The sequence below is a fragment of the Anaerolineales bacterium genome (assembly GCA_030583885.1).
Taxonomy (GTDB): Bacteria; Chloroflexota; Anaerolineae; order Anaerolineales; family Villigracilaceae; genus Villigracilis.
On record CP129480.1, the window covers coordinates 3995856 to 4018775 of the forward strand.

23 protein-coding genes are annotated in these 22920 nt (G+C 54.0%); 11 read left to right on the forward strand and 12 right to left on the reverse strand.

All coding sequences use genetic code 11. The features are described from left to right. Positions 1–63: 63 nt before the first annotated feature. The gene (locus QY332_20025; protein ID WKZ35905.1) at positions 64–276 is read right to left on the reverse strand and encodes a cold-shock protein; all 213 of its coding nucleotides are present in this window, start codon (positions 274–276) and stop codon (positions 64–66) included. A gap of 215 nt (positions 277–491) precedes the next feature. Between QY332_20025 and QY332_20030 the strand changes: the two genes are divergently transcribed. From QY332_20030 to mgrA, 11 genes are all read left to right on the forward strand, one after another. After that, positions 492–2069, forward strand: a complete 1578-nt coding sequence (locus QY332_20030) for a hypothetical protein (GenBank protein WKZ35906.1) — start codon at positions 492–494, stop codon at positions 2067–2069. A gap of 27 nt (positions 2070–2096) precedes the next feature. Next, on the forward strand, positions 2097–3020 hold the full coding sequence (locus QY332_20035) for an NAD-dependent epimerase/dehydratase family protein (protein WKZ35907.1): 924 nt from the start codon (positions 2097–2099) through the stop codon (positions 3018–3020). Between the two features lie 71 nt (positions 3021–3091). After that, positions 3092–3685: a DNA-3-methyladenine glycosylase gene (locus QY332_20040; GenBank protein WKZ35908.1), complete on the forward strand. Its 594-nt coding sequence runs from the start codon at positions 3092–3094 to the stop codon at positions 3683–3685. A gap of 22 nt (positions 3686–3707) precedes the next feature. Then, positions 3708–4505 carry an enoyl-ACP reductase gene (locus tag QY332_20045; protein ID WKZ35909.1) on the forward strand — a complete coding sequence of 266 codons (798 nt, stop codon included), beginning with the start codon at positions 3708–3710 and terminating at the stop codon, positions 4503–4505. A gap of 80 nt (positions 4506–4585) precedes the next feature. After that, positions 4586–5107: a polymer-forming cytoskeletal protein gene (locus tag QY332_20050; GenBank protein WKZ35910.1), complete on the forward strand. Its 522-nt coding sequence runs from the start codon at positions 4586–4588 to the stop codon at positions 5105–5107. A 51-nt stretch (positions 5108–5158) separates the two neighbouring features. Beyond that, a complete protein-coding gene (locus QY332_20055) occupies positions 5159–6358 on the forward strand; it encodes a YbaK/EbsC family protein (GenBank protein ID WKZ35911.1) in 1200 nt (399 codons plus the stop codon). A 39-nt stretch (positions 6359–6397) separates the two neighbouring features. Then, entirely contained in the window at positions 6398–6868 is a 471-nt protein-coding gene (locus tag QY332_20060) for a hypothetical protein (protein WKZ35912.1), read from the forward strand. Then, entirely contained in the window at positions 6865–7773 is a 909-nt protein-coding gene (locus tag QY332_20065; protein ID WKZ35913.1) for a PH domain-containing protein, read from the forward strand. Before QY332_20060 ends, QY332_20065 begins: the two co-directional genes overlap by 4 nt. Positions 7774–7818: 45 nt before the next feature. Further along, on the forward strand, positions 7819–8607 hold the full coding sequence (locus QY332_20070) for a DUF92 domain-containing protein (GenBank protein WKZ35914.1): 789 nt from the start codon (positions 7819–7821) through the stop codon (positions 8605–8607). Positions 8608–8627: 20 nt separating this feature from the next. After that, on the forward strand, positions 8628–9653 hold the full coding sequence (locus QY332_20075; GenBank protein WKZ35915.1) for an aldehyde reductase: 1026 nt from the start codon (positions 8628–8630) through the stop codon (positions 9651–9653). 62 nt (positions 9654–9715) lie between these two features. Next, positions 9716–10705, forward strand: a complete 990-nt coding sequence (gene mgrA / locus QY332_20080; GenBank protein ID WKZ35916.1) for an L-glyceraldehyde 3-phosphate reductase — start codon at positions 9716–9718, stop codon at positions 10703–10705. Between the two features lie 42 nt (positions 10706–10747). Here the strand turns inward: mgrA and QY332_20085 are convergent, their stop codons facing one another. The 11 genes from QY332_20085 to QY332_20135 all read right to left on the reverse strand — a co-directional run bounded on the left by QY332_20085 (position 10748) and on the right by QY332_20135 (position 22747). Then, the gene (locus QY332_20085) at positions 10748–12442 is read right to left on the reverse strand and encodes a nucleoside kinase (GenBank protein ID WKZ35917.1); all 1695 of its coding nucleotides are present in this window, start codon (positions 12440–12442) and stop codon (positions 10748–10750) included. 52 nt (positions 12443–12494) lie between these two features. Then, positions 12495–13577 carry a 2-dehydropantoate 2-reductase gene (locus QY332_20090; protein ID WKZ35918.1) on the reverse strand — a complete coding sequence of 361 codons (1083 nt, stop codon included), beginning with the start codon at positions 13575–13577 and terminating at the stop codon, positions 12495–12497. A 12-nt stretch (positions 13578–13589) separates the two neighbouring features. Then, positions 13590–14231 carry a histidine phosphatase family protein gene (locus QY332_20095; GenBank protein WKZ35919.1) on the reverse strand — a complete coding sequence of 214 codons (642 nt, stop codon included), beginning with the start codon at positions 14229–14231 and terminating at the stop codon, positions 13590–13592. After that, positions 14221–15174 (reverse strand): glycosyltransferase family 2 protein, encoded by a 954-nt coding sequence (locus QY332_20100; GenBank protein ID WKZ35920.1) that lies wholly within the window; start codon positions 15172–15174, stop codon positions 14221–14223. Before QY332_20100 ends, QY332_20095 begins: the two co-directional genes overlap by 11 nt. A 65-nt stretch (positions 15175–15239) precedes the next feature. Beyond that, the gene (rffA, locus tag QY332_20105; protein WKZ35921.1) at positions 15240–16388 is read right to left on the reverse strand and encodes a dTDP-4-amino-4,6-dideoxygalactose transaminase; all 1149 of its coding nucleotides are present in this window, start codon (positions 16386–16388) and stop codon (positions 15240–15242) included. Beyond that, positions 16385–17008 (reverse strand): class I SAM-dependent methyltransferase, encoded by a 624-nt coding sequence (locus QY332_20110; protein WKZ35922.1) that lies wholly within the window; start codon positions 17006–17008, stop codon positions 16385–16387. Before QY332_20110 ends, rffA begins: the two co-directional genes overlap by 4 nt. Positions 17009–17018: 10 nt before the next feature. Further along, positions 17019–17711, reverse strand: coding sequence for a WbqC family protein (locus QY332_20115; protein ID WKZ35923.1), 693 nt, complete (start codon positions 17709–17711; stop codon positions 17019–17021). After that, positions 17708–18628 (reverse strand): glycosyltransferase family 2 protein, encoded by a 921-nt coding sequence (locus QY332_20120; protein WKZ35924.1) that lies wholly within the window; start codon positions 18626–18628, stop codon positions 17708–17710. The genes QY332_20115 and QY332_20120 overlap by 4 nt, the downstream gene beginning before the upstream one ends. Positions 18629–18645: 17 nt before the next feature. After that, positions 18646–20340: a glycerol-3-phosphate dehydrogenase/oxidase gene (locus QY332_20125; GenBank protein ID WKZ35925.1), complete on the reverse strand. Its 1695-nt coding sequence runs from the start codon at positions 20338–20340 to the stop codon at positions 18646–18648. 53 nt (positions 20341–20393) lie between these two features. After that, on the reverse strand, positions 20394–21899 hold the full coding sequence (gene glpK / locus QY332_20130) for a glycerol kinase GlpK (protein WKZ35926.1): 1506 nt from the start codon (positions 21897–21899) through the stop codon (positions 20394–20396). A 74-nt stretch (positions 21900–21973) separates the two neighbouring features. After that, positions 21974–22747: an aquaporin gene (locus QY332_20135; GenBank protein WKZ35927.1), complete on the reverse strand. Its 774-nt coding sequence runs from the start codon at positions 22745–22747 to the stop codon at positions 21974–21976. Positions 22748–22920 lie beyond the last annotated feature (173 nt).

A 22920-nucleotide genomic window follows, 5' to 3' on the forward strand; every position in this document is an offset into this window, starting at 1 on the left:
CATTTAAGACTTAAATCAAAAAAGGAGCCCGACGCTTTCGCGTCGGGCTCCTTTTTTCGTTGACTAGCTCAGAACAGTTACGTTCGTGGCTTGTGGACCCTTCGGTCCCTTTTCGACGGTGAATTCGACCTTCTGGCCTTCTTGCAGGTTACGGAAACCGTCACCCTGAATGGCGGAGAAATGGACGAACACGTCCGCGCCGCCTTCGCGCTCGATGAAGCCGAAGCCCTTGTCACCATTGAACCACTTGACTGTACCAGTTATACGATCAGACATTTTTGCCTCCTTTGGCAAGTGAAAAAAGTTTGTAGGTAAATCTGTTTGTTCCATCGGAGGGCAAAACAAAACAGCCTACAGTCAAACTGTAAGCTGTTGATGTTCTTCAAACCAACGTAACGTACCGTTTTCCTATCTGGCAGTCACTATAACACACCAAAGTAGGGGCGTCAATCAAAAATGGGCATCAAAATTAAGATTATAATATTCGGTCTATGAACTTCTCGACCATTCGAGCCGCGGGAGACCCCGGCTCTTCTCTTGCCGGTCCCCGCGCATATTGGATGTTCCTCTCCGTCCTTGTCCTGATGGCATGGGTCACTGCGGGAGTGACCACCTCCAAGTATGGCGCGGGCGTTGCATCCGATTCGGTTAAATATCTGGCGGTGGCGCAAAGCCTGCTGGATGGAAGGGGATTCGTCAATCACCTCGGCGCGCCGCTTCTTTCCTGGCCTCCGCTGTATTCCATGACCCTGGCAGGTCTCAGCCTGTCGACAGGCTGGGATGTATTCGTCGCCGGCTGGTATTTGAACGTCTTCCTGATCGGGCTGAACCTTTTCATGAGCGGGCTGATCTTCTTCCGCATCTTTCAGAAAAAATTGTTGTATGCCAGCCTTGCCAGTCTTTTTGTGCTGACCGCACTCTCGTCCCTGCGCATCCACGCCACCATCAGTTCCGACCCACTGTACCTGACGTTGACCCTCGGCTTTCTGCTGGCCATCCATCCATACATCAAAACAAGGTCAACCCGCGCCTTCGCATGGATGGTCGTTTTCAGCGCACTTGCCCCCATGCAACGTTACATCGGCATGGCGCTGGCGGTCACTGCGGTGATCGTGATCTTCACCGAGAATCGGAAGTCCCACCGTATCCTCCTGCGTGACAGTTTTGTGCTGGGATTCCTCTCCGCGCTTCCCATCGGCTGGTGGCTGATCCTGCGCAATATCATGACCTACGGGACATTATTCGGCACGGGCAGCCCAGCGACGGATGTGGTAAAAAACATCATGCTCGCACTGACCAAGATGCTGCACTGGTTTGTGCCTTATCATCCCCTGCTCATGCCGATTCTGACACGCCCGTGGATACCCTTGGGAATTCTACTATTCATCCTTTTCCTGATAAACAAAAAGGAAAATTGGCGCGCCTGGCTGCAAAAATCCATCGAGCCGTCCACGTATCCAACCCTGCTCCACGGCGCGGTATATTTCACTGCCGTTGCATTGACCATCGTCACAAAAGACCACCTCGATCTGACCTCCGACCGTTATTACACTATTATGCTTGTGCCGGCCGCAGTGCTTTTTCTGATCACAGTTGACACTCTCATCCTGCCGCACTTGAAATTATCCACCCGACGGGCGGAAGTTGCACTGGTCGCCATCTTTACCCTGTTGTCAATATATCCTTTGCTTGGCATGGGAAAATATTTGCAAAGATCCCTCGAGATCGGGGAGCCCAGCAACTACAACTACTATAATTCCAGTGAATTCCGTGATACACCCGTCGTTGCTGAAATGATCAAACTGGCAAAGGATCACCCGCACGCGTTGATCTACAGCAATTATGTGGATGCCGCCTGGTTTTATACCCGCAACCCGGTCTCCCTCCTGCCATTCATCAACAATACGGATAAAGGCTGGCCCCACGATAAACCCGGGTATATCATCTGGTTCGAACCCAATGAATTCAAGCATTACCTTTCCCCGCAGGAGCTCGGACAATTCGCGCATTTGGAATTGATCCACCAGAGTGAAAGCGGAAGCATCTATTATGTCCGCTCGCGCGAATGACCTCCTTTCAGGCAGTATAATCACACCATGAACTTTCTGATCACCGGAGCCGCGGGATTCCTCGGCTCTTCTCTTGCCAACCACCTCGCCCGCGAGGGACATCAAGTCCGCGGACTGGACGACCTCTCCACCGGCGACCCCAAGGTGCTCGCGCCGGATGTCCACTTTACGCGCGGGGATGTCAGCGACCGCCCCAAACTGTGGACTCTGCTCCAGGATGTGGATGTGGTCTATCACCTTGCGGCCCGCGTTTCGGTGCAGGAATCCATTTTGTATCCGCGGGACTATAACGATGTCAACGTCGGCGGGACGGTTGCCCTGATGGAAGCCATGCGTGACGTGGGAGTCAAACGCGTCGTTCTGGCCTCGTCCGGAGCTGTATACGGCGACCTGGGCGACTCTACACTGATAGAATCTGCCACACCAAATCCGCGCTCCCCCTATGCCGTCTCCAAACTTTCGGCGGAGTATTACGTCCGTACGATCGGCAATTTGTGGAATATTGAAACCGTCAGCCTGCGCATCTTCAACGCCTATGGACCCGGTCAACACCTGCCGCCATCCCATCCGCCCGTAGTCCCGCATTACCTTCGCCAGTCCCTGCGCGGCGGGACACTGGTCGCTCACGGAGATGGAGCCCAGACCCGCGATTACGTCTATGTGGATGACGTGGTCAGCGCAATGGTGGCGGCGTCCACGGCACCCAACGTGAACGGTTTGGTCATCAATGTCGGCTCGGGAGTGGAGACATCCATCAAGGATTTAATCCGTATCGTGTTGGAAGTGACGGGCAGTAAAGCCAACGTGGTCTACAATTCCCAGACCTCCGGCGGTGTCTCCCACATGAGGGCGGATCCGAATCTTGCAAAGGAAAAACTGCGGTTTACGCCTTCAATTAAGCTCGAAGAAGGATTGAGATTGACCCTTCAGCGGGATCCCAGATTCAAATGAAAACATTTGAAAGTTGGAAGGTTTTCAAGTTCACAAATTGAATGTTCCAACCTTTCCACTTGCCAACGATAATGACTTTACCCCGCTCCTTCTACAACCGCCCCACGTTGACCGTCGCCCGCGAACTGATCGGTGCGCGGCTGGTGCGGATTTTGGATAACGTAAAATTGACGGGATTAATCACCGAAACCGAGGCCTACATCGGCGAAGAAGACCTCGCCTGCCATGCAAAAGCGGGCTTGACCAGGCGCACCGCCCCCATGTATGGCCTGCCCGGGCACGCCTACATCTATTTCACGTACGGGCATCATTGGATGCTGAACGCGGTCACGGAGCGTGAGGGTTTCCCTGCAGCAGTGCTGATCCGTGCGATACAACCGGTGGAAGGAATTGACGTAATGGCGGAACGCCGTCAGGGGCGGGATACGTTCGGACCGGGCAAACTGACACAGGCCATGGGGATCACTAAAAACGAGAATAATGTCGATCTGACAGAACCAACCTCCCTGTTAAGAATCGAGACGGGAATTTTCACGCCGGATTCAAGCGTGACGATTGACACACGCGTGGGTTTAAACAATACGCCAGAGCCGTGGCTGTCCAAGCCGTGGCGTTTTTTGGTCAAAGACCATGTCATTGCTTCACCGCTTCGTGGCTCGCAATGACGAAATACAACTTGGAGGAACGATGGGTTTACTTGATGGCAAGAATGCTTTAATTTTTGGTCTGGCAAACGAACGTTCGATCGCGTGGGGAATCACGCAGGCGTTTAAACGCGAAGGTGCAAATCTGGGAATCAGTTACGCGGGCGAGATGCTTGAAAAGCGTGTGAAGCCGCTCGCCGCGCAGGTGGACTGCAAATGGGTCGAAGAATGTGACGTGACCAGGGATGACCAGATAGCGTCGGTGGCGGAAAAAGCCGCCAAACATTTTGGGAAGATCGATGTTTTGGTGCATTCGATCGCCTTCGCAGGACGCGACGAATTGAGCAAACCCTATCACGAAACCAGCCGCGAGGGATTCAAGACCGCGATGGATATCAGCGTGTTTTCCTTTATCGCTTTGACGAATGCGTTTTTGCCGATCCTGAACCCCAATGCTTCGGTGATGTGCCTGACCTATTACGGCTCGGTGAAGGTCGCGCCGCATTACAACGTGATGGGTGTGGCAAAAGCCGCGTTGGAATCATCCACAAGATATCTGGCGTATGACCTGGGGCCACGGAAGATTCGCGTAAACGCCATCTCGGCAGGACCGATCCGCACGCTGGCCGCGGCCGGCGTGGGCGGCTTTCGTGACATGTACAAGCACTTTGCAGACATGTCCCCCATGCGCGAGAACGTGACGATTGAGGATGTGGGCAACTCGGCCGTATTCCTTGCCTCCGACCTTTCCAGGCGCATCACAGGCGAAGTACTGTATGTGGACTCGGGCTTCAATACCGTCGGTGTGCAGATGAGCGGGAAGGAAGAAAAATCCGGGTAAATTGGAACGAAAAGTGAGAAATGAAGGGCGTTGGTTTACAAAATCAGCGTCCTTTTCTTTTAAGGTAAAATTGACCCAACATGTTCAAACGCAGCGCAACTCCCACGGATTCCCCGCAGCCCGTCCAGGCCGTGGAACGCATCACCTCGGTGCTTGGCTCAGGTGTCATCTGGCACGGCAGTATTAACGGCTCGGGCGGTGTCCGCATCGAAGGTGCGTTCGAGGGTGAGATCGCCCTGCGCGGGATGTTGGTCGTCGGCGAGACCGGGCGCGTCACCTGCCAGAACGTGCGCGCCAATGCCGTCATCGTCGCCGGCGCGGTGCGCGGCAACATCACCACCCAAAAACTGGAAATCCGCGCTTCCGGGCGCGTATGGGGTGACGTGGTCACCACCGCCTTTGTGACCGAGGAAGGCGCCTTCCTGCGCGGACAGATCCGTATGGAGGAAACGGTCGAGCTGGACCTCGAGCCGGCTCCTGAATCCACGCCTTCGGAAGCCGCCCAGGCAGAGTCCATTGCGCAGGTGCCGATCCAGGTGCCTGAGCCTGCCCCAACAGTCAAGAAGACGAAGGTTGTGCGGAAGAAGAAAGCCGAATCCTGAATGCCCTTCGTAGGGACACAGCGCCGCTGTGTCCCTACGATATTATTTCCCATGAAATATACAGACCTGAAAATTCAAACCCAGCGTGAATTCCCCAACAATGCGCGGACTGCAGGCTTCGGCTGGCTTGTCCGCGCGGGATATTTGACCCGCGAAAACGAACTCCTGCCGCTTGGCGAACAGGCCCTTGCAAAAGTGCGGGAACTTTCCATCGACCCGGCCTTCCTCTTTCACCTTTCCCTGCCGGTCATGTACAATGAAACCGACATCTACTTTCCGCTCTCCAGCGGGAACATGCAAATCGCTCATTGCGATTCCTGCAAATACACCGAACGACTCGAACTTGCCCAATTCAAAAAGACTCCCTTTTCAAAGGAAGGTGAACTTCCACTCGAAAAGGTGCTGACTCCCGATTGTCATACCATCGAAGCGCTTGCGAATTTTCTGGATATCCCAAAAGAGAAAACCGCCAAGGCATTGATGTATACCCGCGCGGCTGACAACAAATTCGTCTTCGTTGTGGTGCGCGGAGATATGACCCTGAGCGAGGCGAAGCTGCGCAAGGCCGTCGGGGATGTAAAACTTGCGGATGAAGTATCAATTCGAAGGTCGGGCGCGGAGGCGGGCTTCGCATCCCCAATCGGGTTGAAAGATATACTGATCGTTGTGGATACTCTCATCCCGCACTCGCCCAACCTCGTCGCAGGTGCAAACGAGGCGGAATACCACCTCAAAAACACAAACCACGGACGCGATTACACAGCCGGGATCGTTGCGGATCTGGTGCAGGCGCAGGAAGGCGACAAGTGCGTGAAATGCGGCAAACCACTTTCCATCCTGCCTGCCATCAACCTGGCTGGCGGCGGGGGGGTGGATTTCGAAAACATTCTGCTTGCCCTCGCGGAGACGCATCACGATGACAAGGGCTTGAGCCTGCCCCTTTCCGCTTCGCCCTTCGACGTGTACCTGATGCACCTGACGGGCAAGACGGTCAACACGTTGGAAAAAGCGGAGGAGATCTATATTGCCCTGCAGAATGCGGGAATTTCCGCCCTGTTCGATGAACGCGACGAACGCGCAGGGGTCAAATTCAACGACGCGGATTTGATCGGCTGTCCGCTGCGGATCACGGTTGGGGAAAAGGGGCTAAAGGACGGACTGATAGAATTGAAACTCCGCACAGCGGCGGGCGGAAGCGCCCTGCCGTTGGAGAAAATCCTGAACCTGAAATCCATATCGGAACTCCTGTAAGGATCTTCCTTAGCAACCGTCTCAATCGTTATTAACGAAATGAGCAAAGATACAACGCCAACGCTGTTTCAGATCATCTCCACCGACTACCTTGGACAGAACTTCTTTGTGATGATCTTTGCGGGATGGGTATTCTATTTTATTGACACTGCATTTGAAGGAAAGGCCACTTCTTTTCTTTTGGTCCTCGCCCTGGTCCTCACACCGATCGGGCTGCTGGCGTTCCACTGGCGATGCCACCTGATCGTCTCCACCATCGTCAATGGGATGGAGACCACAGGCCATATCACCGAGATCGAAATCATCGCCTCAGGCAAACAGCGGGAAGACCGCATCCTTCATTACGAGTACAATGTCAACGGCCAAACCTGCCAATACAGGAACCGTGTCAAGAAAAACACCTACGCCCGCAGCTTGAAGGCAGGCCAGCCGGTGACACTGCCGGCACATGAAAAAAAACGCACATCGCATTCATCAAGGATGTGTATTTGGAAACCCTCTACCCCATGAACCCCGGACACTTCCCCCCACCCAAGCAGCGCGGCTTGATCATTCATAGCCTCATCATCCTGGTGCTGACGGTCATCGCCGTGACCGGATTCGTGAATCTCTCGAACGCGGAGGTGGGTCCCATATTCCTGATATCGCTTTTGGTTTCGCTGGCTTCCTTTGTGCCGATCCCCTTCTTTGGGTACCGCGCCTACTCCCTCTGGCGTGCCGGCTATTACATGGACCGCGACAGCCTTGCCATCAACTGGGGCCTGCGCGTGGAAAACATCCCGCTTTCAGACATCGAATGGATGCGCTCTGTTGAAGACCTGACCCACCCGCTTACCCTGCCGTCGCTGCCACTGCCCGGTGGATTGCTGGGCACGCGCCGTCACCCCGATCTCGGCACGGTGGAATTCCTCGCATCCGATGCGAAAAAGCTTCTGCTGATCGCAACGGCCAAACGTATTTTTGTCATTTCCCCCGAAGACCCCGCCGCGCTCGCACAGACCTTTGCACGCGCAACCGAGCTGGGAAGCCTGACTCCCGTCGAAGCGAAATCCGTGTACCCGTCCTTTGTCGTCACCCAGGCATGGCGCAGCGGACTTGCGCGTTATCTGTGGCTCACGGCCTTATTCCTGAATTTAGGTCTGTTCATCTGGGCAAGCCTTATCATCCCGGCTGCGCCGCGCGTTGCACTCGGTCCGCAGTTTATTGGAAGCGAACTCGAAACCGTGCCGTCCTCGCAGCTCATCATCTTCCCGGTGGCAAGCCTTCTGCTCGCCGTCACTGGGTGGATCGCGGGCTTGTACTTCTACCGCTGGGAACGCGAGCGCGTGCTTTCGTTCATCGTCTGGGGTTCGGGCACGTTCAGCAGCCTGCTGTTTTTGCTGGCGGTTCTATTCATCATCACCACGCCGGTGTAGTTCCAAAGTTAAACACCTTCCAACCTTTCAACTTTCAAACCCAACATGCAGCTGTCCCTCGGTTTTCTCCTCGCCATCCTCATTTCCATCCTCGCCTACAAAGCCCGCAGTCTAACCATGAGCGGAGCGCTGGCGGCCGCATTCACCGGCACGGTCATCTTCGGCATTGGCGGCTGGGACTGGGCAATCCTCCTGCTCACATTCTTCATTACATCATCCGCATTGAGCCGCGCATTCAAAAAACGCAAACAGGGTCTCGATGAAAAATTTTCAAAAGGACACGAACGCGACGCAGGCCAGGTTCTCGGCAACGGCGGCATCGCAACCTTCTTTGCCGTGCTTCATTTCTTTTTTCCCGAATCAATCATCCCCTGGGTCGGGTTTGCCGCTGCCCTCGCCGCCGTCAACGCCGACACCTGGGCGACTGAACTCGGCGTGTTGGATCCAAATCCCCCGCGCATGATCACCAACTTGAAGAAGGCTGTGGAAAAAGGCACCTCGGGCGGGATCTCCTTAATGGGTACTCTCGCCGCCTTGGCAGGCTCCGCGTTAATTGCATTCCTCGCTTCTTTCTTAACGGATACATGGTCATTGTTCCTGCTTATTACTTTCTCAGGGTTGGGCGGCTCCCTTTTCGACTCGCTCCTCGGCGGAACCATCCAAGCCATGTACTACTGCCCCACCGATAAAAAAGAGACCGAGAAACATCCCATCCATGCCTGCGGCACGGAGACTGTTCACCTGCGCGGCTGGAAGTGGCTGGACAATGACTGGGTCAACTTTGCATGCGGCGCATTTGGGGTCAGTGTAGCAATGCTATTCACCTTAATGTAGACTGACCCGAAAGGTATTTCATGCCAGCCTCCCCCATCCTCGTCACCGGCGCCAGCGGATTCGTCGCCATTCACACCATCCTCCAACTGCTCGAGCAGGGCTATAACGTCCGCGGAACGATTCGGTCTTTGTCCAAAGAGTCGGAAGTCCGCGGGACGATCTCAAAGTACGTACAGGCAAATGACCGGCTGGAGTTCACGCCCGCAGACTTGAGGCAGGATGCAGGCTGGGATGAAGCGATGAAAAACGTTGGACATGTTTTGCATGTCGCGTCTCCGTTTCCGTTATTTGAACCAAAACACGAAGACGAACTCATCATCCCCGCCGTGCAGGGGACGCTGCGAGTGCTGCGCGCCGCGCACAAGGCGAAGGTCAGACGCGTGGTGCAGGTTTCGTCCAATGCGGCAATTTCATCAGGACATGAGGGTGAGAATAAAACGTTTACAGAAGCAGATTGGACAAATCCTGACAAGGTAGGCGCATACGCAAAAAGTAAAACGCTGGCCGAACGTGCCGCCTGGGAGTTTATCAACGGCGCGGAAAATACAGAAAAAATGGAATTGGCTGTCATAAACCCCCCGTTGATCCTTGGACCCATCCCAAACAAGAACCTGCCCACCTCCGCGGAGATGATCCGCGTGTTCATGCGCGGCGAAGTACCCGGCGTGGCACGCTTGAAAATGGGAATTGTGGATGTGCGCGATGTGGCCTCCGCGATCATCCTTGCCATGCAGACGCCTGAAGCGGCGGGACAGCGCTTTGCCTGTCCCGCCGCCACGATGTGGTACAAGGATATCGCGGATATTTTGCGCAGAGGGTTTGCAAATGCGGAGTATAAAAAAATTCCGCGCATCGTCTTTCCAAATTTTCTCGTCCGCGTGCTTGCCCTGTTCGATAAAAAGATCGCGCTGGTCGTCAGCGGTTTGGATTGGGATTATGAGCTCTCGAACGAAAAAGCCAGGCGCATCCTCAAGTGGACACCGCGCCCGAAGGAGGAAGCCATTATTTCCATGGCAAAAAGTTTGATCGAGCAGGGCTTTGCATAGATGTCATTGCGAGCCGCGCTTTTGGCGGCGCGGCAATCTCCCGTTCAATGATTGGAGAAATCATGAATTATTTACCCTCCGACACCCGTTATCAATCCATGCAATACCGCCGCTGCGGGCGCAGCGGACTGAAACTGCCTGTCGTTTCGCTTGGCTTGTGGCATAACTTCGGCGGCGTGGACACCTTCTCCAACAGCCGCGACATGGTCCTGCGCGCCTTCGACCTCGGCATCACACATTTTGACCTTGCCAACAATTACGGTCCGCCGCCGGGATCGGCGGAGGAAACCTTCGGCCGGATTCTGGCGAAGGATCTGCGAAGCTGCCGCGATGAACTACTCATCTCATCGAAAGCGGGCTACACCATGTGGGACGGTCCCTACGGCGATTGGGGTTCGCGCAAGTACCTGGTCTCCAGCCTCGACCAAAGCCTCGAGCGCATGGGCCTGGAGTACGTGGACATCTTCTACCATCACCGCCCCGACCCCGAAACCCCGCTCGAAGAGACCATGCAGGCGCTGGATTTCATCGTCCGCAGCGGGCGGGCGTTGTACGCGGGCATCTCGAATTACCCCGCCGATAGGACCCGCGAGGCTTCAACGATATTGAAATCACTCGGCACGCCTTGTTTGATCCACCAGCCTGTATACAGCATGTTCAACCGCTGGGTGGAGGATGGCTTGCTGGGTACGCTGAAAGAGGAGGGTATCGGCTGTATTGCCTTTTCGCCGCTGGAGCAGGGCTTGCTGACCGATAAATATCTCGGCGGCATTCCCGAAGGTTCACGAGCGTCCAAGGCGCATGGCTTTCTTAAGCCCGACCAGATCACCGCTGACAAAATTGGAAAGGCACAAAAATTGAATGAGCTGGCAAAAACGCGCGGACAATCCCTCGCGCAAATGGCGCTGGCTTGGGTTCTGCGCCACGAGACGATGACCTCCGTGCTGATCGGGGCGAGCAGGGTCAGCCAGATCGAAGATGCGGTGGGGATGCTAAATAACTCGAAATTCTTAGAAGAAGAATTAGGAGAGATCGAAAATATTTTGAAGTAAACAAAATGACATCCGGGAAAACCCTCGGATGTCTTGCTTTTATTATCCCCTCCAGATCTTGAAATCCTTCAAGCTCGAACCGCCTAAAAATTCGCGCACGATGGAATTGGCGGGCACAAGGCCCGCATCCAGGGGCAGGAACCATTCGAGGAATGCCAGCAGACGGCGCGCTTCGATGTGCTCCGCCACGGTGTGCGGAACCTGGCGCAGAAGCGGCTCGGCCAGCGGCTTGAGCGCCGCAAGTTCGAACACCAATGCAGAGTTGAACATCACGTCCGCGTTCTCCTGGTAGGGGAAGATATGCCGCTTCTCGCCGCGCCGCACCGATTCCCAGCGCGAGATCGTGGCCTGCGCCGAGTATCCGCGCTCGCGCGCGTCGCGCACAATGCGGCGGATGAGGCGCGTGTCGGTCGTCGAAACACGGTTGTGGCGGTCGAGGTTGAGCTGGGTCAGGGCGGAGACATACACCCGAAAGGCCGAATCAGCCCAACGGTCCGGGATGAGGCGCGGGTTCATCCCATGGATGCCTTCGAGGATAATCGGCTGTCCATGCGTCAATTGGATGATATCGCCCGCTTCGCTTCGTCCTTCCTTGAAGTTGAATCGCGGCAATTGAACCTTTTCCCCGCTGAGAAGTTTTTCCATATCCTGCGTGAGCCGCGCGAGATCCAGCGCATCGATCGTTTCGAAATCGAGTTCGCCGTTTTCATCCAGCGGGCTTTCATCACGGTCGATGAAGTAATTATCCAATTCGAGCGGATAGGGCGAGATGCCGCGTGCCAGCAGCTGGATCGCAAGACGGCGCGAGGAGGTGGTCTTGCCCGATGAGGAGGGGCCCGCGATCAAAATGATGCGGGCCTGTTTCTGCACGATCTGCTGGGCAATATCGGCGACATATTGTTCGTGCAGCGCCTCCGAGACCAGCACGATCTCATCTGCGCGGCCCGCTTCGATGGCGTCATTGAGCGCGCCGACGTTGTCGATATTGAGGGTTTTCAGCCAGTCGCCGTATTGGCGGAATGTTTTCAACAGTTTCGGATAATCGTCTATCGGTTCGAGCTGCGTGGGCGCATGGCGGCGCGGGAACTGGATGGTGAAGCCGCCGTTGATCATTTTCAGGTCGAACCATTTCAAATAGGCGGTGGACGGGACCATGTAGCCGTGCATGTAATCCATCTGACCGTTCAGGCTGTACAGCGTGAGATAGTCCTTGCTGCGGTGTTTGAGCAGGCGCAGTTTGTCTTCATATCCGCGCTGTTCAAAATATTCGACCGCCTCCCGAATGGGTACTTCCCTACGCATGAAAGGGTGATCCTCGCGGATCAGTTTCTGCATTTGCGCCTTGATGGAATCGATCTCGTTTTGCGAGAGCGGTTCGCGGTTTGTCACTTCGCAGTAATATCCGCCGGAGGAAACAGAATGGTCGATGTTCAGCCTTCCGGCGGGGAAAAGCTGGGCAAAGACCATTTCAAGCAAAAAGACCAGCGAGCGGCGGTAGATGCGCGCGCCGTCGGCGGTATCCATGGTGACGGGCAGGCAATGGGATTCAAAATGGACCGGGTAGGTCAGTTCATGGATCTGGTTGTTGATGATCGCGGCGACGATCGGCGCGGAAAAATCGTCCCTCACCTGCGCAAGGAATGCCCCCACCGGCGTGCCGCGAGGGCCGCTCAGCGTCCTGCCGTCCGGCAAATGAACTTCGATATTCGGATTGGGCTTTGTGATTTTAATGGACATGAGTTGGAAGGTTGGAAGGTGATTTTTCCTGCGGCCTTCCAGCCTGATCCTTTCAACTTTTTAACTTTGACAATAGTTTTTCCGGCTTGCCGGCGAATTCGTCCAGCGGAATTTCCCCGTTCGTCAGCGCCAGCAGGGTGTTTGTGAGCGCTGCATTGACCGGGGTGGGGATCCCGTGGGTCTTGCCCTCACGCACAACGGCGCCATGCAGGTATTCCACCTCGCTTTTACCGCGCCCGGAATACAGGTCAATATGAAAGGAGGGCATTTTTGCGCCTCGTCCACTGCCCGCGGCGCGGGAGAGCAGGGGCTTCGAAAGCCAGAGAGGTAATTTTGTGGCAAATGCCAATGCCGCAACGGGCGTGCCGGGCAAATCCACCACTTCGAGGTTCATCGCCTTCATCACCGCGAGGCATTCGCGGAGCATGTCAATTTCAAGTTTGTACAAATCCTTATTCGCAAAAACCTGTGCCGCGGTCAGATCCAGGATCGCCGAGGTGGGATTGGCAATGAGATTGGTGAGCATCTTCGACCATTTCATGCTGTGCGCTTCGGGATACAGGCGGCATTTGAGATATGCGGCATTCAAGGCGGCCACGAGTTTTTCCGACAGCGGCTGCCCTGCCGCGACGCCTACACCGCGCAATTTTTCAAGAACGATGTCACCGGGTCCACGGCGGCCGATGGCGGTTGTGACTGTGCCGTAGATGACCTTGTCCGTGCCAAGGGTTTGCGCGATGATCGGTTCATTGTCCACGCCATTGGACAGGCACAGGATTGGCGGAAGTTTTTCCGCAAAGGGCTTCAACCCTTCCAGCGCGGAGGCGGTATCGAAGGATTTCAAAGCGAAAATTGCGGCATCGAACGGACCGAATTGCAAGGCTCCTTCAAGTGAAGGCTCGATCACAAAGGAGCGCGGCGGAACGATATAGGCATCCTTCGTCTTTCGCCTTTCATCAACCGTCAGATCCAACCGCATACCTTTCGCGCGCAATTCGGTCACCATCTTTGGCTGTTCCACGAAGACGACCTGGTTCCCGGCCAGCGCCAGTGACCCGCCAACGTAGGTCCCTATGGCGCCCGCACCAAAGAAGAGGCATTTCAGACCGGAAGATTGAGAACGAGGTTGTACCATGAGACTCCGATATTAGTCCGCATCCTGCCAGTGAATGTGGTCATTGAGTTTGTCAATTGCCCAGCGATGTTGATGCGGGGAATAGATCAGCTGTGCAAATGCGGTATTCCCAAAACGGAAACGTGTGCCCGTGTTATTGGCTTGCGGAGCGACTCCCACAACCGCATGCATGACCTGGTTCAACAATCCGCCGTGTGAGACGATCAAATACCTGGCGGGCTCGCGCTTCAACAGATTGTGCAATGCCTGTCCCGCACGCAGGAACAATTCCCAGTCACCCTCCCCATCAAAACCGACGGGATCATACGGCGTGATGAATTCCGGATGTGAAAAATTCTGGCGGACTTCATGGGCGGTAAGCCCGGCAAACTCGCCGTTGTCACGTTCCAGCCATAAAGGCTCAAACTCGATTTTCAGGTCCAGCGCAGAGGCAATGACCTCCGCCGTCTCCTTCGTACGCAGGAGCGGACTGGAAATCAGGTGGTCGAATTTCAGGTTCTCCCTTTTCCAACGCTCCGCCAGGGCCTGCGCCTGCGCGCGCCCCTTTTCCGTCAGCGGAAAATCCGCCTGCCCCTGCCAGCGGGCTTCCGCATTCCCGACCGATTCTCCGTGACGCAGCAGGGTAATATGAAATGACCTCGATTTACTCTCCATCGTCCGCTATCTTCCCCTTCAACAAGTACACTGGGCGGCGTTTGACTTCCTGAAAAATATAGCCAACATAAACACCGATAAATCCCAGCAGGATCATGATAATTCCACTGGCAATCAAAAGCACCCCCATTAAAGAACTCCAGCCCGCAACCACCCGTTCCGTGTGGCCGGTGAGCCACAATGTCAACACATACACCAGCTGCGTGACAGCGAGTACAAAGAACATCAAGCCCGTACTTAATCCAATATACAAAGGCGCAAGTGAAAATGAAAAGATCGCATCCGATGCAAGGCGGATCATTTTGCCGATGGAATATTTCGATTTTCCCGCCACGCGGGCAGGCTCGTGGTAGGGGAGGATGACGCTGTTATATCCCATCCATGAGATCATGCCGCGCAGGAAGCGGTGATACTCCTTCATCGAGCGCAGTCCGTCCAGTGCATTACGCGAAAGCGCGCGGAAGTCCGCCGCGCCTTGCAGGACCTGCGTGCCGCTGATTTTATTGATCAGCCAGTAAAATAGATTGGATGTAATTTTTTTGAACGAAAGCGAGCCGTCGTCCTCCATGCGTTGCGCCTGCACGATGTCAAAACCCTGCCGGATGAGGCGTATCATTTGGGGGATCATCTCCGGCGGGTGCTGCCCATCCCCGTCCATGGAAATCATCACATCGCCGCGTGACGCGTCCATGCCGGCGGTCAGCGCGGCTTGATGCCCGAAGTTGCGGCTGAGTTGGAGCAGGGAAACGCGCGGGTCTTTGTCCGCTATTTTTCGGAGTGTATCCACCGTCCCATCGTTTGAGCCGTCGTCCACATAAATGAATCGAAACCTGTATGGGAGGGACGCTACCACGCGGCGAATATCCGCATAGGTTCGTTCAATTGCTTCGGCTTCATTAAAGACGGGGATGACAATATCCACATCCATCTTTTTCTTTGGCATATGAAGATTCTACCACGCGCTTCTCAATCGGACCTCCTGCCTGATTGCCCCAACACGCAGGGCCATCACTCGAACCTGAACTCCAGAATTAGTTCCATCACCAGTTCCTGTTCGCTTCCAGTCAAAGCATTGTGAAAAGGCAGGCGCACCAATTGATCCGAGATTCTTTCCGTCACAGGACAATCCCCCGTTTTTCCGCCAAAGGACTGTCCCATATCAGAGAGATGAAGCGGAAGATAATGGAAAACACTGTAAATTCCGCGCTCGCGCAAATACGCGATGAACTTCTGGCGCACGTCAAGGCTGGGCATCAGCAAATAAAACATGTGATACGCCTGTTCGCATCCTTCAGGGATGATCGGCAGGCGAACATCATGCAAGTTGGCCCACTCTTTCAGCCCCGCATGATACATGTCCCACACGTGCTTGCGGTGGGATTGGATACGCTCGCGTTCTTCAAACTGGGCCAACAAGAACGCGGCAAGCATGTCGGAAGGAAGGTAGGAGGAACCGATGTCCACCCAGGTGTATTTGTCGACCTGTCCGCGGAAGAAGCGCGAGCGATTCGTCCCCTTTTCACGGATGATCTCGGCACGATCCGCCAGTTCCGAATCATTGATCAATAATGCGCCGCCCTCTCCGCATGAAAAATTTTTCGTTTCATGAAAAGATTGCGTTGTCATCGAACCAAATGTGCCAAGGTATTTCCCCTTGTATTTTCCGAACAAGCCGTGCGCATTGTCTTCCACCACATGGAGATTGCGGCGGGCTGCGATCTCCATAATCGAATCCATTTCACAACCGACGCCTGCATAATGCACAGGAACGATTGCCTTCGTCCGAGGGGTAATGGCATCCTCCAGTTTGGATTCATCCAAATTCAGGGTATCAGGCCGGACGTCCAGAAAGAGCGGAGTCGCGCCCCTCAGCACAAAGGCATTCACGGTCGAAACAAAAGTAAAGTCTGGAATGATGACTTCATCGCCGGGTTGAATATCCAGCAGGATGGCGGACATCTCCAATGCGTGCGTACATGAAGTGGTGAGTAACGCCTTCCTGACACCCAGCTCGTTCTCCAGAAAAGCGTGGCATTTTTTGGAGAACGGTCCATCACCGGATAAGTGACCAGCGGCAACAGCCTGCCGGATATATTCAAGTTCATTCCCCACAGGAACAGGACGATTGAAATCTACGCGGATGTCGGGTGTTTTCATTTGCGGATTATGATGGTGAAATCGTACAAATCGTAATCGTGAAGCAACGCCACATTGCGTGAGAAATTGCGTTTGCAATGGTCAAAAAAGAAGCATGGATCAGCATAATACAGATCCGGACGCATTCTATCCGCATCGGAATATTTGGTAAGCATATTAAAGGCCATGCCTTTCGCCGAATGTATATTCATTTGCCCAAGGGATTCGATGACAATTTGCGTCCAGGCATCAGGGCTGGCATCCAGTTTCATGTTGAAAGTACCGCTCACAACAGCGTAGTCCAGCACAGGGACTTCCTCGATCCTGCTCGTGAACATACAATGTGGGTTGTCGGGATGCAGGCTGCGTCCTTTTGATATCATTGACTCTGCGATATCGTAGCCGACATAATGCAGATCATGACCCAGTCCCAGCAAATAATCATACATCCCGCCATAACCGCTCCCGTAATCCAACAGGGAGTATTGAACGCTCGGATCGATTACTTTGATCAGTTGCTGGAAACGGGCTTCCTGGGATTCGGTCGAATTATAGTCCACGCCGCGGTGGGTTGCACCGTGCAATTTCAATTTTTCTGTAAAATAACTTTTAACCTTGTTCAATTCAAAAGACTTGGACATCGTTTCCTTTTCAAAGCGGATTCATATAGCGCCCGGCTTCATTTCCCACCATGAACAGCAAATCAAGGATTGTAACGTAGGGGTCGAAAGGCGGATGGAGCTGGGGATAATCCGGGTAATTATATTCCATAAATTCGAGGGTAATGCCCGCCTCGTCAAATTTTGGCTTTTCGACATAATCACGCGCGGAGGGCCCGCTGATATAGTGCGTGGCTCCCACCTGTTTCAATATCTGTATCAAGCGGTTTGTTTTTTGGCCGTCAACCCCTGAGATTTCAGAAGAACGCATAAAGCGTGTATGGGAGAACCCGATCAAGCGTGCAATTTCAATCGTCAGCCAGATGGTGAAATCAGCCAGATGTTCATCGCGGCGCTCGAAGACAGATTCGAGCCAGGGGACGTAGGATGCGAAACGGGGTGTCTTGACATAGGCAAAGGTCAATGCCTTAAGATGATTCTTCGCCCAGGGCTTTGACCAGTCAATCCGCACATCCTTGATCGGCGTTCCGTCTGTCACGCCCTTGCTGTGTACTGGAATGGTCAGCCATTGTTTACCTTGAGCCGTTTTGATCTGGTTACGGTTGCGCCAGCCATGTTTATCATATTGAACATCATCATAAAAAATAAAAAGGTCGGCGCGGCGAATCTGATCGAAATAGCCGCGCCAGGGAATATAGGAAGGCTGCAGGATGACAACATTCATTGCCCGCTTCCTATGAATGTATCAACGACATACGGCGGTCTGTCCATGCTGCGGTCGAAAATCCGCGCCAGGTATTCGCCAAAGATACCCAGGGTAAACAACTGTGCACCGCTGAAAAGCGAAATGATCGAGGCCAGGAACGGGAAGCCCGGCAAACTCCCGTGAATAAAATAGACCCCCAATACGTAGATAAAAACACCAACACCAAACACGGTCATGATAAAACCGACCCAGCTTGCCAGGCGCAACGGCAACGTGCTATACCCCGTCAGGATAAGCATTGTCGCACGAACCAGCGCAAAAAAGTCATAATTTGAAGTTTCCGCCGGGGGGATATCCACATAGATGGACGTGAACCGTATCGTTCCCCATGAAAGCAGGACATCCAGGGTCATCGAAGGGCTTTGGAAATTCGCAAATGAATCCCTCAATTTTGTGCGAAACATGCGAAACGCGGAAATATTACGCACCGAGGGCACGCCCATTACACGCGCAAGCAAACGCTTGATGTTCGCCGTCAATAAATTTCGCAGAAAGCCTTGCGGCAGTTTGCGAGGCGCACCATACACAACATCAAACCCCTCATTCAATTCTGCAAGCAATGCCGCGATTTCCTCGGGTGGATGCTGTAAATCCTGATCCATCGTTACGGCAATCTCATAGCGGGCTGTGCGCACGCCACACAAAGTCGCATTATGCTGACCATAATTGCGCATCAAGTTGACACCCCGCACCCAGGCATGTTCCTTTACAAGTTTCTCAATGACCGCCCAGCTTTTATCGGGGCTGCCGTCATTGACAAGCAGGACTTCATATGAATCTGCGATCTCTGGCAAAGTCCTTCCCAAACGCTCAACGAGCACTGGAATGGTCTGACTGCCGCCATATACCGGGATAACGACTGAAATATTTGGCATGGGAAATTATACCTGCCTCACAATTGGACCCCGTGCCTGTCAGCCAGCAAACGACGCGCGCGCGCCACCTCGGCATTTTTCTGTTCCCTGCTCCACCCAAGGGATTCGCCCATACCATCCGCAAGTTCATCCACGGATTCCTTTGTCAACTGGCCCAGCATCGCAAGCATGGTACGCCGCAGGAAAATGTCATCGAGGTGTACGGCTTTTTCATACTGTGCAAGGAACATGATCTCCCGCCGGGTGTAATCCGGCAGGGATTTGAGCGGCACATCCATCGCCCGTTTGATAAAGCTCGCGACCGCTTCCGTGCGTGTGCCATAACGGTCGAACAATACTTCGAGGCGATCCCTGCTCAAGCCGGTCCATGCAGCAAGACCTTCAATATGCTTCCTGCGCTCTTCCTCGCCTTGCGGATACCCACGCCCGCCGCCGATGGGAAGATCGCGCGTATCCTTTTGACGCGTTTGTCCAAGGTACGCCAGTGTCTTATCCGTCACCTGCTCGGCAAAGGCACGGAAGGACGTCCACTTGCCGCCCACGAGAGAGTAAACGGGGAAGTCCAAATCTGTCCAATCCCCGCTCAACACTTCGATATGATGGTCGCGACTGACCTGCCCCGTGGTCTTTGCACCGCTACTGGGCAATGGACGCACGCCGGTAAAGCGGAACACAACCTGTTCCCGCGTCACTTTGATGGACGGGAACACGCGCTCGATCATGCCGATGAAATAATCCACCTCTTCATCCGTACAGCGTGCCTCATCAGGATTCTCGATCTTGATATCCGATGTGCCGACCAGCACACGGTCATATAACGGGAAGATGAGTACAATGCGCCCATCCCTGTTTTCAAAGAAAAATTCATTATCACCGATCGCAACGCGCAGTTCAGGATGATCCAAAACAAGATGCGAGCCTTTCGTGCCACCAATATACCGCGTGGACAAACCCAGATTGTGATTGGCAAAATCGATCCATGGACCCGCGGCGTTGATGACCAGCTTCGGCCGCACTTCATAGGTTTCATCGCTCAACTCATCGCGCAGAATGACCGCATCCTTCTCACCCTTGACCATGCTCACGTAATTCAAAGCACGCGCATTAGGATTGTCCACTTCGGCATCCAGTAAAATTTCAAGTGCAAGCCGTTCAGGGTTCGAGATCAAGCCGTCGTAATAGGTGGCGGTATTAACCACCCGTGGATGGAGTTTATTCCATAATTTCAGCGAAGAGGCGCGCGACAAAAACCGATGGCGCGGAACCGTGCGGTTTTTCCCCGTATAGGCATCGTACATGATCAAACCAAGTTTAATAATGATGGAACCGCGTTCGGAGGGTTTATCCAGCAAGCCAAAAAACTTGAGCGGCGCATTGAGAATGCCGGAAAAATACTTGAAGACCGGGATCGTCGTCGGCAGCGGACTGACCATATGCGGTGCATTCCGGATCATTCGATTGCGTTCCTGCACCGCTTCACGCACCAAGCGGAACTCGCCATTCTCCAAATAGCGGATTCCCCCATGAGCCATATGCGAGGAGGCCGCGCTCGCGCCCGAACAAAAATCGGCGCGGTCAATCATCAGCACATCCACGCCATTGAGCGCCAGGTCACGGAATGTGCCGATGCCATTAATTCCCGCACCAACAATCAGAACAGAAATATCAGAGTTGTTTTTTATCGAATTGAAAATCTCGTTACGGTTCATCATCAGCCCTTTCACAAAGCCGCATTTATTTTACGCCCGTTTCATGTTTCACACCTTTAGTCAACCCAATCGAACGTACGCCTGACCGCCTTCTTCCAGCCCGCATAAAGCGACTTGCGGGCTTTCGCATTCATGTCCGGCATCCATTCCTTATCACGCCCCCAGTTGGCTTTTAACTCGTCAAGGTTTTCCCAAAAACCAACTGCCAGCCCCGCCGCGTATGCCGCGCCGAGTGCGGTTGTTTCAGCAACCTGCGGGCGCACTACAGGCACATTTAAAATATCAGACTGGAACTGCATCAGCAATTCGTTGAAGACCATGCCGCCATCCACCTTTAATGAGCGGAGCCGCACACCGGAATCCTTTTCCATGGCATCCAATACTTCGCGGGTCTGATACGCAGTTGCCTCCAGCGCCGCCCGCGCGATATGCCCCTTGTTGACGTAGCGCGTCATCCCAACGATCACACCGCGCGCGTCAGATTTCCAATACGGCGCATACAGGCCGGAAAATGCCGGGACAAAATATATCCCGCCGTTATCTTCGACTGACTTTGCCAGCGCCTCCACCTCCGCTGACGATTGGATCAGCCCCAGATTGTCCCTCAGCCACTGAATCAATGCGCCCGTAATCGCAATGGACCCCTCCAACGCATACACGGCCTTCCTGCTCCCGATTTTGTATCCGAGGGTGGTCAACAGGCCTGCCCTGCTTCGCACAGGTTTCTCGCCTGTGTTCATTAACATAAAACAGCCTGTGCCGTATGTATTCTTCGCTTCGCCCGCTTTGAAACAGGTCTGACCAAACAATGCCGCCTGCTGGTCCCCAAGATCGCCCGCGACGAGGATGCCCCGCAGGGGAGATTGACCCGCCTCCTTTACGGAACCATACACCTCGGAAGATGATTTTATGCTTGGCAACATCGCGCGCGGGATGCCCATCACCTTCAAAATCCCGGGATCCCAATCCAGCGTCTTGAGATTCATCAGCATCGTACGGGAGGCGTTGGTGACATCGGTGACATGCTCGCCTGTCAGATTCCAAATCAGCCATGCATCAATATTGCCAAACAGCAGATCCCCCTTTTTCGCTTTTGCCTGCGCACCTTTGACATTATCCAAAATCCATTTGATCTTGGGGCCTGAAAAATAAGTGGCCAGAGGCAGCCCGGTCTTTCTTCTAAACCTGTTCTGTCCACCCTGCTTTGCAAGTTTGGCGCAAATTACATCTGTTCGTGTATCCTGCCAGACAATGGCATTGTAAACAGGCTTGCCCGTCTTCTTATCCCACACCACTGTCGTCTCACGTTGGTTCGTCACACCGATTGCTGTGATCTGTTCATGGGTGACCCCATACCGATCACTTGCCTTCTGCAGGGCACCGCGCATTACCTCCTGGGTACGCTCCCAAATCTCCAATGGATCATGCTCCACCCAGCCTGGTTTCGGGTACATCTGCTGATGTTCCTTCTGCTCAACAGCAACGATATTCCCGCCATGATCGAAAATAATAAAACGCGTGCTGGTCGTACCCTGGTCAATTGCAGCAACATAGTTGGACATCTTCACCTCACAGGTTAATTGTAAAACAAAAAGTCCCCGTCTGCAGACGGGGACATGACTTTCGTCGTTGCGGGTCACTTTCTGGCTGTTTTCACAGCTTTCGTCGTCTTGCGCGCAATGGGTTTGCGGACCGCCTTCACGGGAACCTTCTCCACAGCGGACGCGGGGTGTTCCACTTCATCTTCTTCATCCATCCCATTGAAGAAATTGAACGCCATCACTGCCAGAGTTGCGCCGATCAACGGACCGAACAAATAAATGACATAGGTGTACACATTTGCCAAATTCGGCCCGGCAAAAATGGCGGGACCAAACGTCCGCGCAGGGTTGAGCGATGCACCCGTCAGCGCACTGCCCGCAAGGATCGAGAAGGCGAACGTCGTACCAATTGCCCATCCTGCCATATCCCCGCCCCTGCCCGCCACAGCTGTCTGTAAAATTGTATTTACAAGGAAGAATGTAAGAACGATCTCGATCACCATTGCCCAGATGGGCTGGGATTCCGTCAGCACGCCAACGGTCGCTGCGGGGTTGAGTGAACCGCCCACCGGGGTTACCGCATAATGTAGCAAAGCCGCCGCAGCCGCCGCGCCTGCAAATTGCGCCACCCAATAGACAACCGTCTGTAACCACTTGACCGTGCCGTTTAGCGCCAACCCGAACGTCACCGCCGGGTTGAGGTGTGCGCCGGAAATATGTCCATAAGAATAGGTAAAGACCGCCAGCGTAAAGCCGCACGCAAGGGCAACACCCACAATCCCAGCGCCAACCACAGCCGCGCCAGCACCAATGAACACGATCGCGAAGGTGCCGATGAATTCGACCAGAAACGTTTTTGAATTAAACATGACCACTCCAGGATGTAATTTGATACAGAATATAACCCTCTAACTCTCGATACGATACGATGCATAAATTCCTAATTTGATACGCAGATTTCACCGATGATGCAGATTTGAAATTTTCAAGAGAAAAACCGACAAAAATCTGCACCCTCTGCGGATAAGATCGAAACGAATGC

Coding starts and splice junctions, on each gene's coding strand:
- QY332_20025 (WKZ35905.1), bottom strand. CDS start 276: ATGTCTGATCGTATAACTGGTACAGTCAAGTGGTTCAATGGTGACAAG.
- QY332_20030 (WKZ35906.1), top strand. CDS start 492: ATGAACTTCTCGACCATTCGAGCCGCGGGAGACCCCGGCTCTTCTCTT.
- QY332_20035 (WKZ35907.1), top strand. CDS start 2,097: ATGAACTTTCTGATCACCGGAGCCGCGGGATTCCTCGGCTCTTCTCTT.
- QY332_20040 (WKZ35908.1), top strand. CDS start 3,092: ATGACTTTACCCCGCTCCTTCTACAACCGCCCCACGTTGACCGTCGCC.
- QY332_20045 (WKZ35909.1), top strand. CDS start 3,708: ATGGGTTTACTTGATGGCAAGAATGCTTTAATTTTTGGTCTGGCAAAC.
- QY332_20050 (WKZ35910.1), top strand. CDS start 4,586: ATGTTCAAACGCAGCGCAACTCCCACGGATTCCCCGCAGCCCGTCCAG.
- QY332_20055 (WKZ35911.1), top strand. CDS start 5,159: ATGAAATATACAGACCTGAAAATTCAAACCCAGCGTGAATTCCCCAAC.
- QY332_20060 (WKZ35912.1), top strand. CDS start 6,398: ATGAGCAAAGATACAACGCCAACGCTGTTTCAGATCATCTCCACCGAC.
- QY332_20065 (WKZ35913.1), top strand. CDS start 6,865: ATGAACCCCGGACACTTCCCCCCACCCAAGCAGCGCGGCTTGATCATT.
- QY332_20070 (WKZ35914.1), top strand. CDS start 7,819: ATGCAGCTGTCCCTCGGTTTTCTCCTCGCCATCCTCATTTCCATCCTC.
- QY332_20075 (WKZ35915.1), top strand. CDS start 8,628: ATGCCAGCCTCCCCCATCCTCGTCACCGGCGCCAGCGGATTCGTCGCC.
- mgrA (WKZ35916.1), top strand. CDS start 9,716: ATGAATTATTTACCCTCCGACACCCGTTATCAATCCATGCAATACCGC.
- QY332_20085 (WKZ35917.1), bottom strand. CDS start 12,442: ATGTCCATTAAAATCACAAAGCCCAATCCGAATATCGAAGTTCATTTG.
- QY332_20090 (WKZ35918.1), bottom strand. CDS start 13,577: ATGGTACAACCTCGTTCTCAATCTTCCGGTCTGAAATGCCTCTTCTTT.
- QY332_20095 (WKZ35919.1), bottom strand. CDS start 14,231: ATGGAGAGTAAATCGAGGTCATTTCATATTACCCTGCTGCGTCACGGA.
- QY332_20100 (WKZ35920.1), bottom strand. CDS start 15,174: ATGCCAAAGAAAAAGATGGATGTGGATATTGTCATCCCCGTCTTTAAT.
- rffA (WKZ35921.1), bottom strand. CDS start 16,388: ATGAAAACACCCGACATCCGCGTAGATTTCAATCGTCCTGTTCCTGTG.
- QY332_20110 (WKZ35922.1), bottom strand. CDS start 17,008: ATGTCCAAGTCTTTTGAATTGAACAAGGTTAAAAGTTATTTTACAGAA.
- QY332_20115 (WKZ35923.1), bottom strand. CDS start 17,711: ATGAATGTTGTCATCCTGCAGCCTTCCTATATTCCCTGGCGCGGCTAT.
- QY332_20120 (WKZ35924.1), bottom strand. CDS start 18,628: ATGCCAAATATTTCAGTCGTTATCCCGGTATATGGCGGCAGTCAGACC.
- QY332_20125 (WKZ35925.1), bottom strand. CDS start 20,340: ATGATGAACCGTAACGAGATTTTCAATTCGATAAAAAACAACTCTGAT.
- glpK (WKZ35926.1), bottom strand. CDS start 21,899: ATGTCCAACTATGTTGCTGCAATTGACCAGGGTACGACCAGCACGCGT.
- QY332_20135 (WKZ35927.1), bottom strand. CDS start 22,747: ATGTTTAATTCAAAAACGTTTCTGGTCGAATTCATCGGCACCTTCGCG.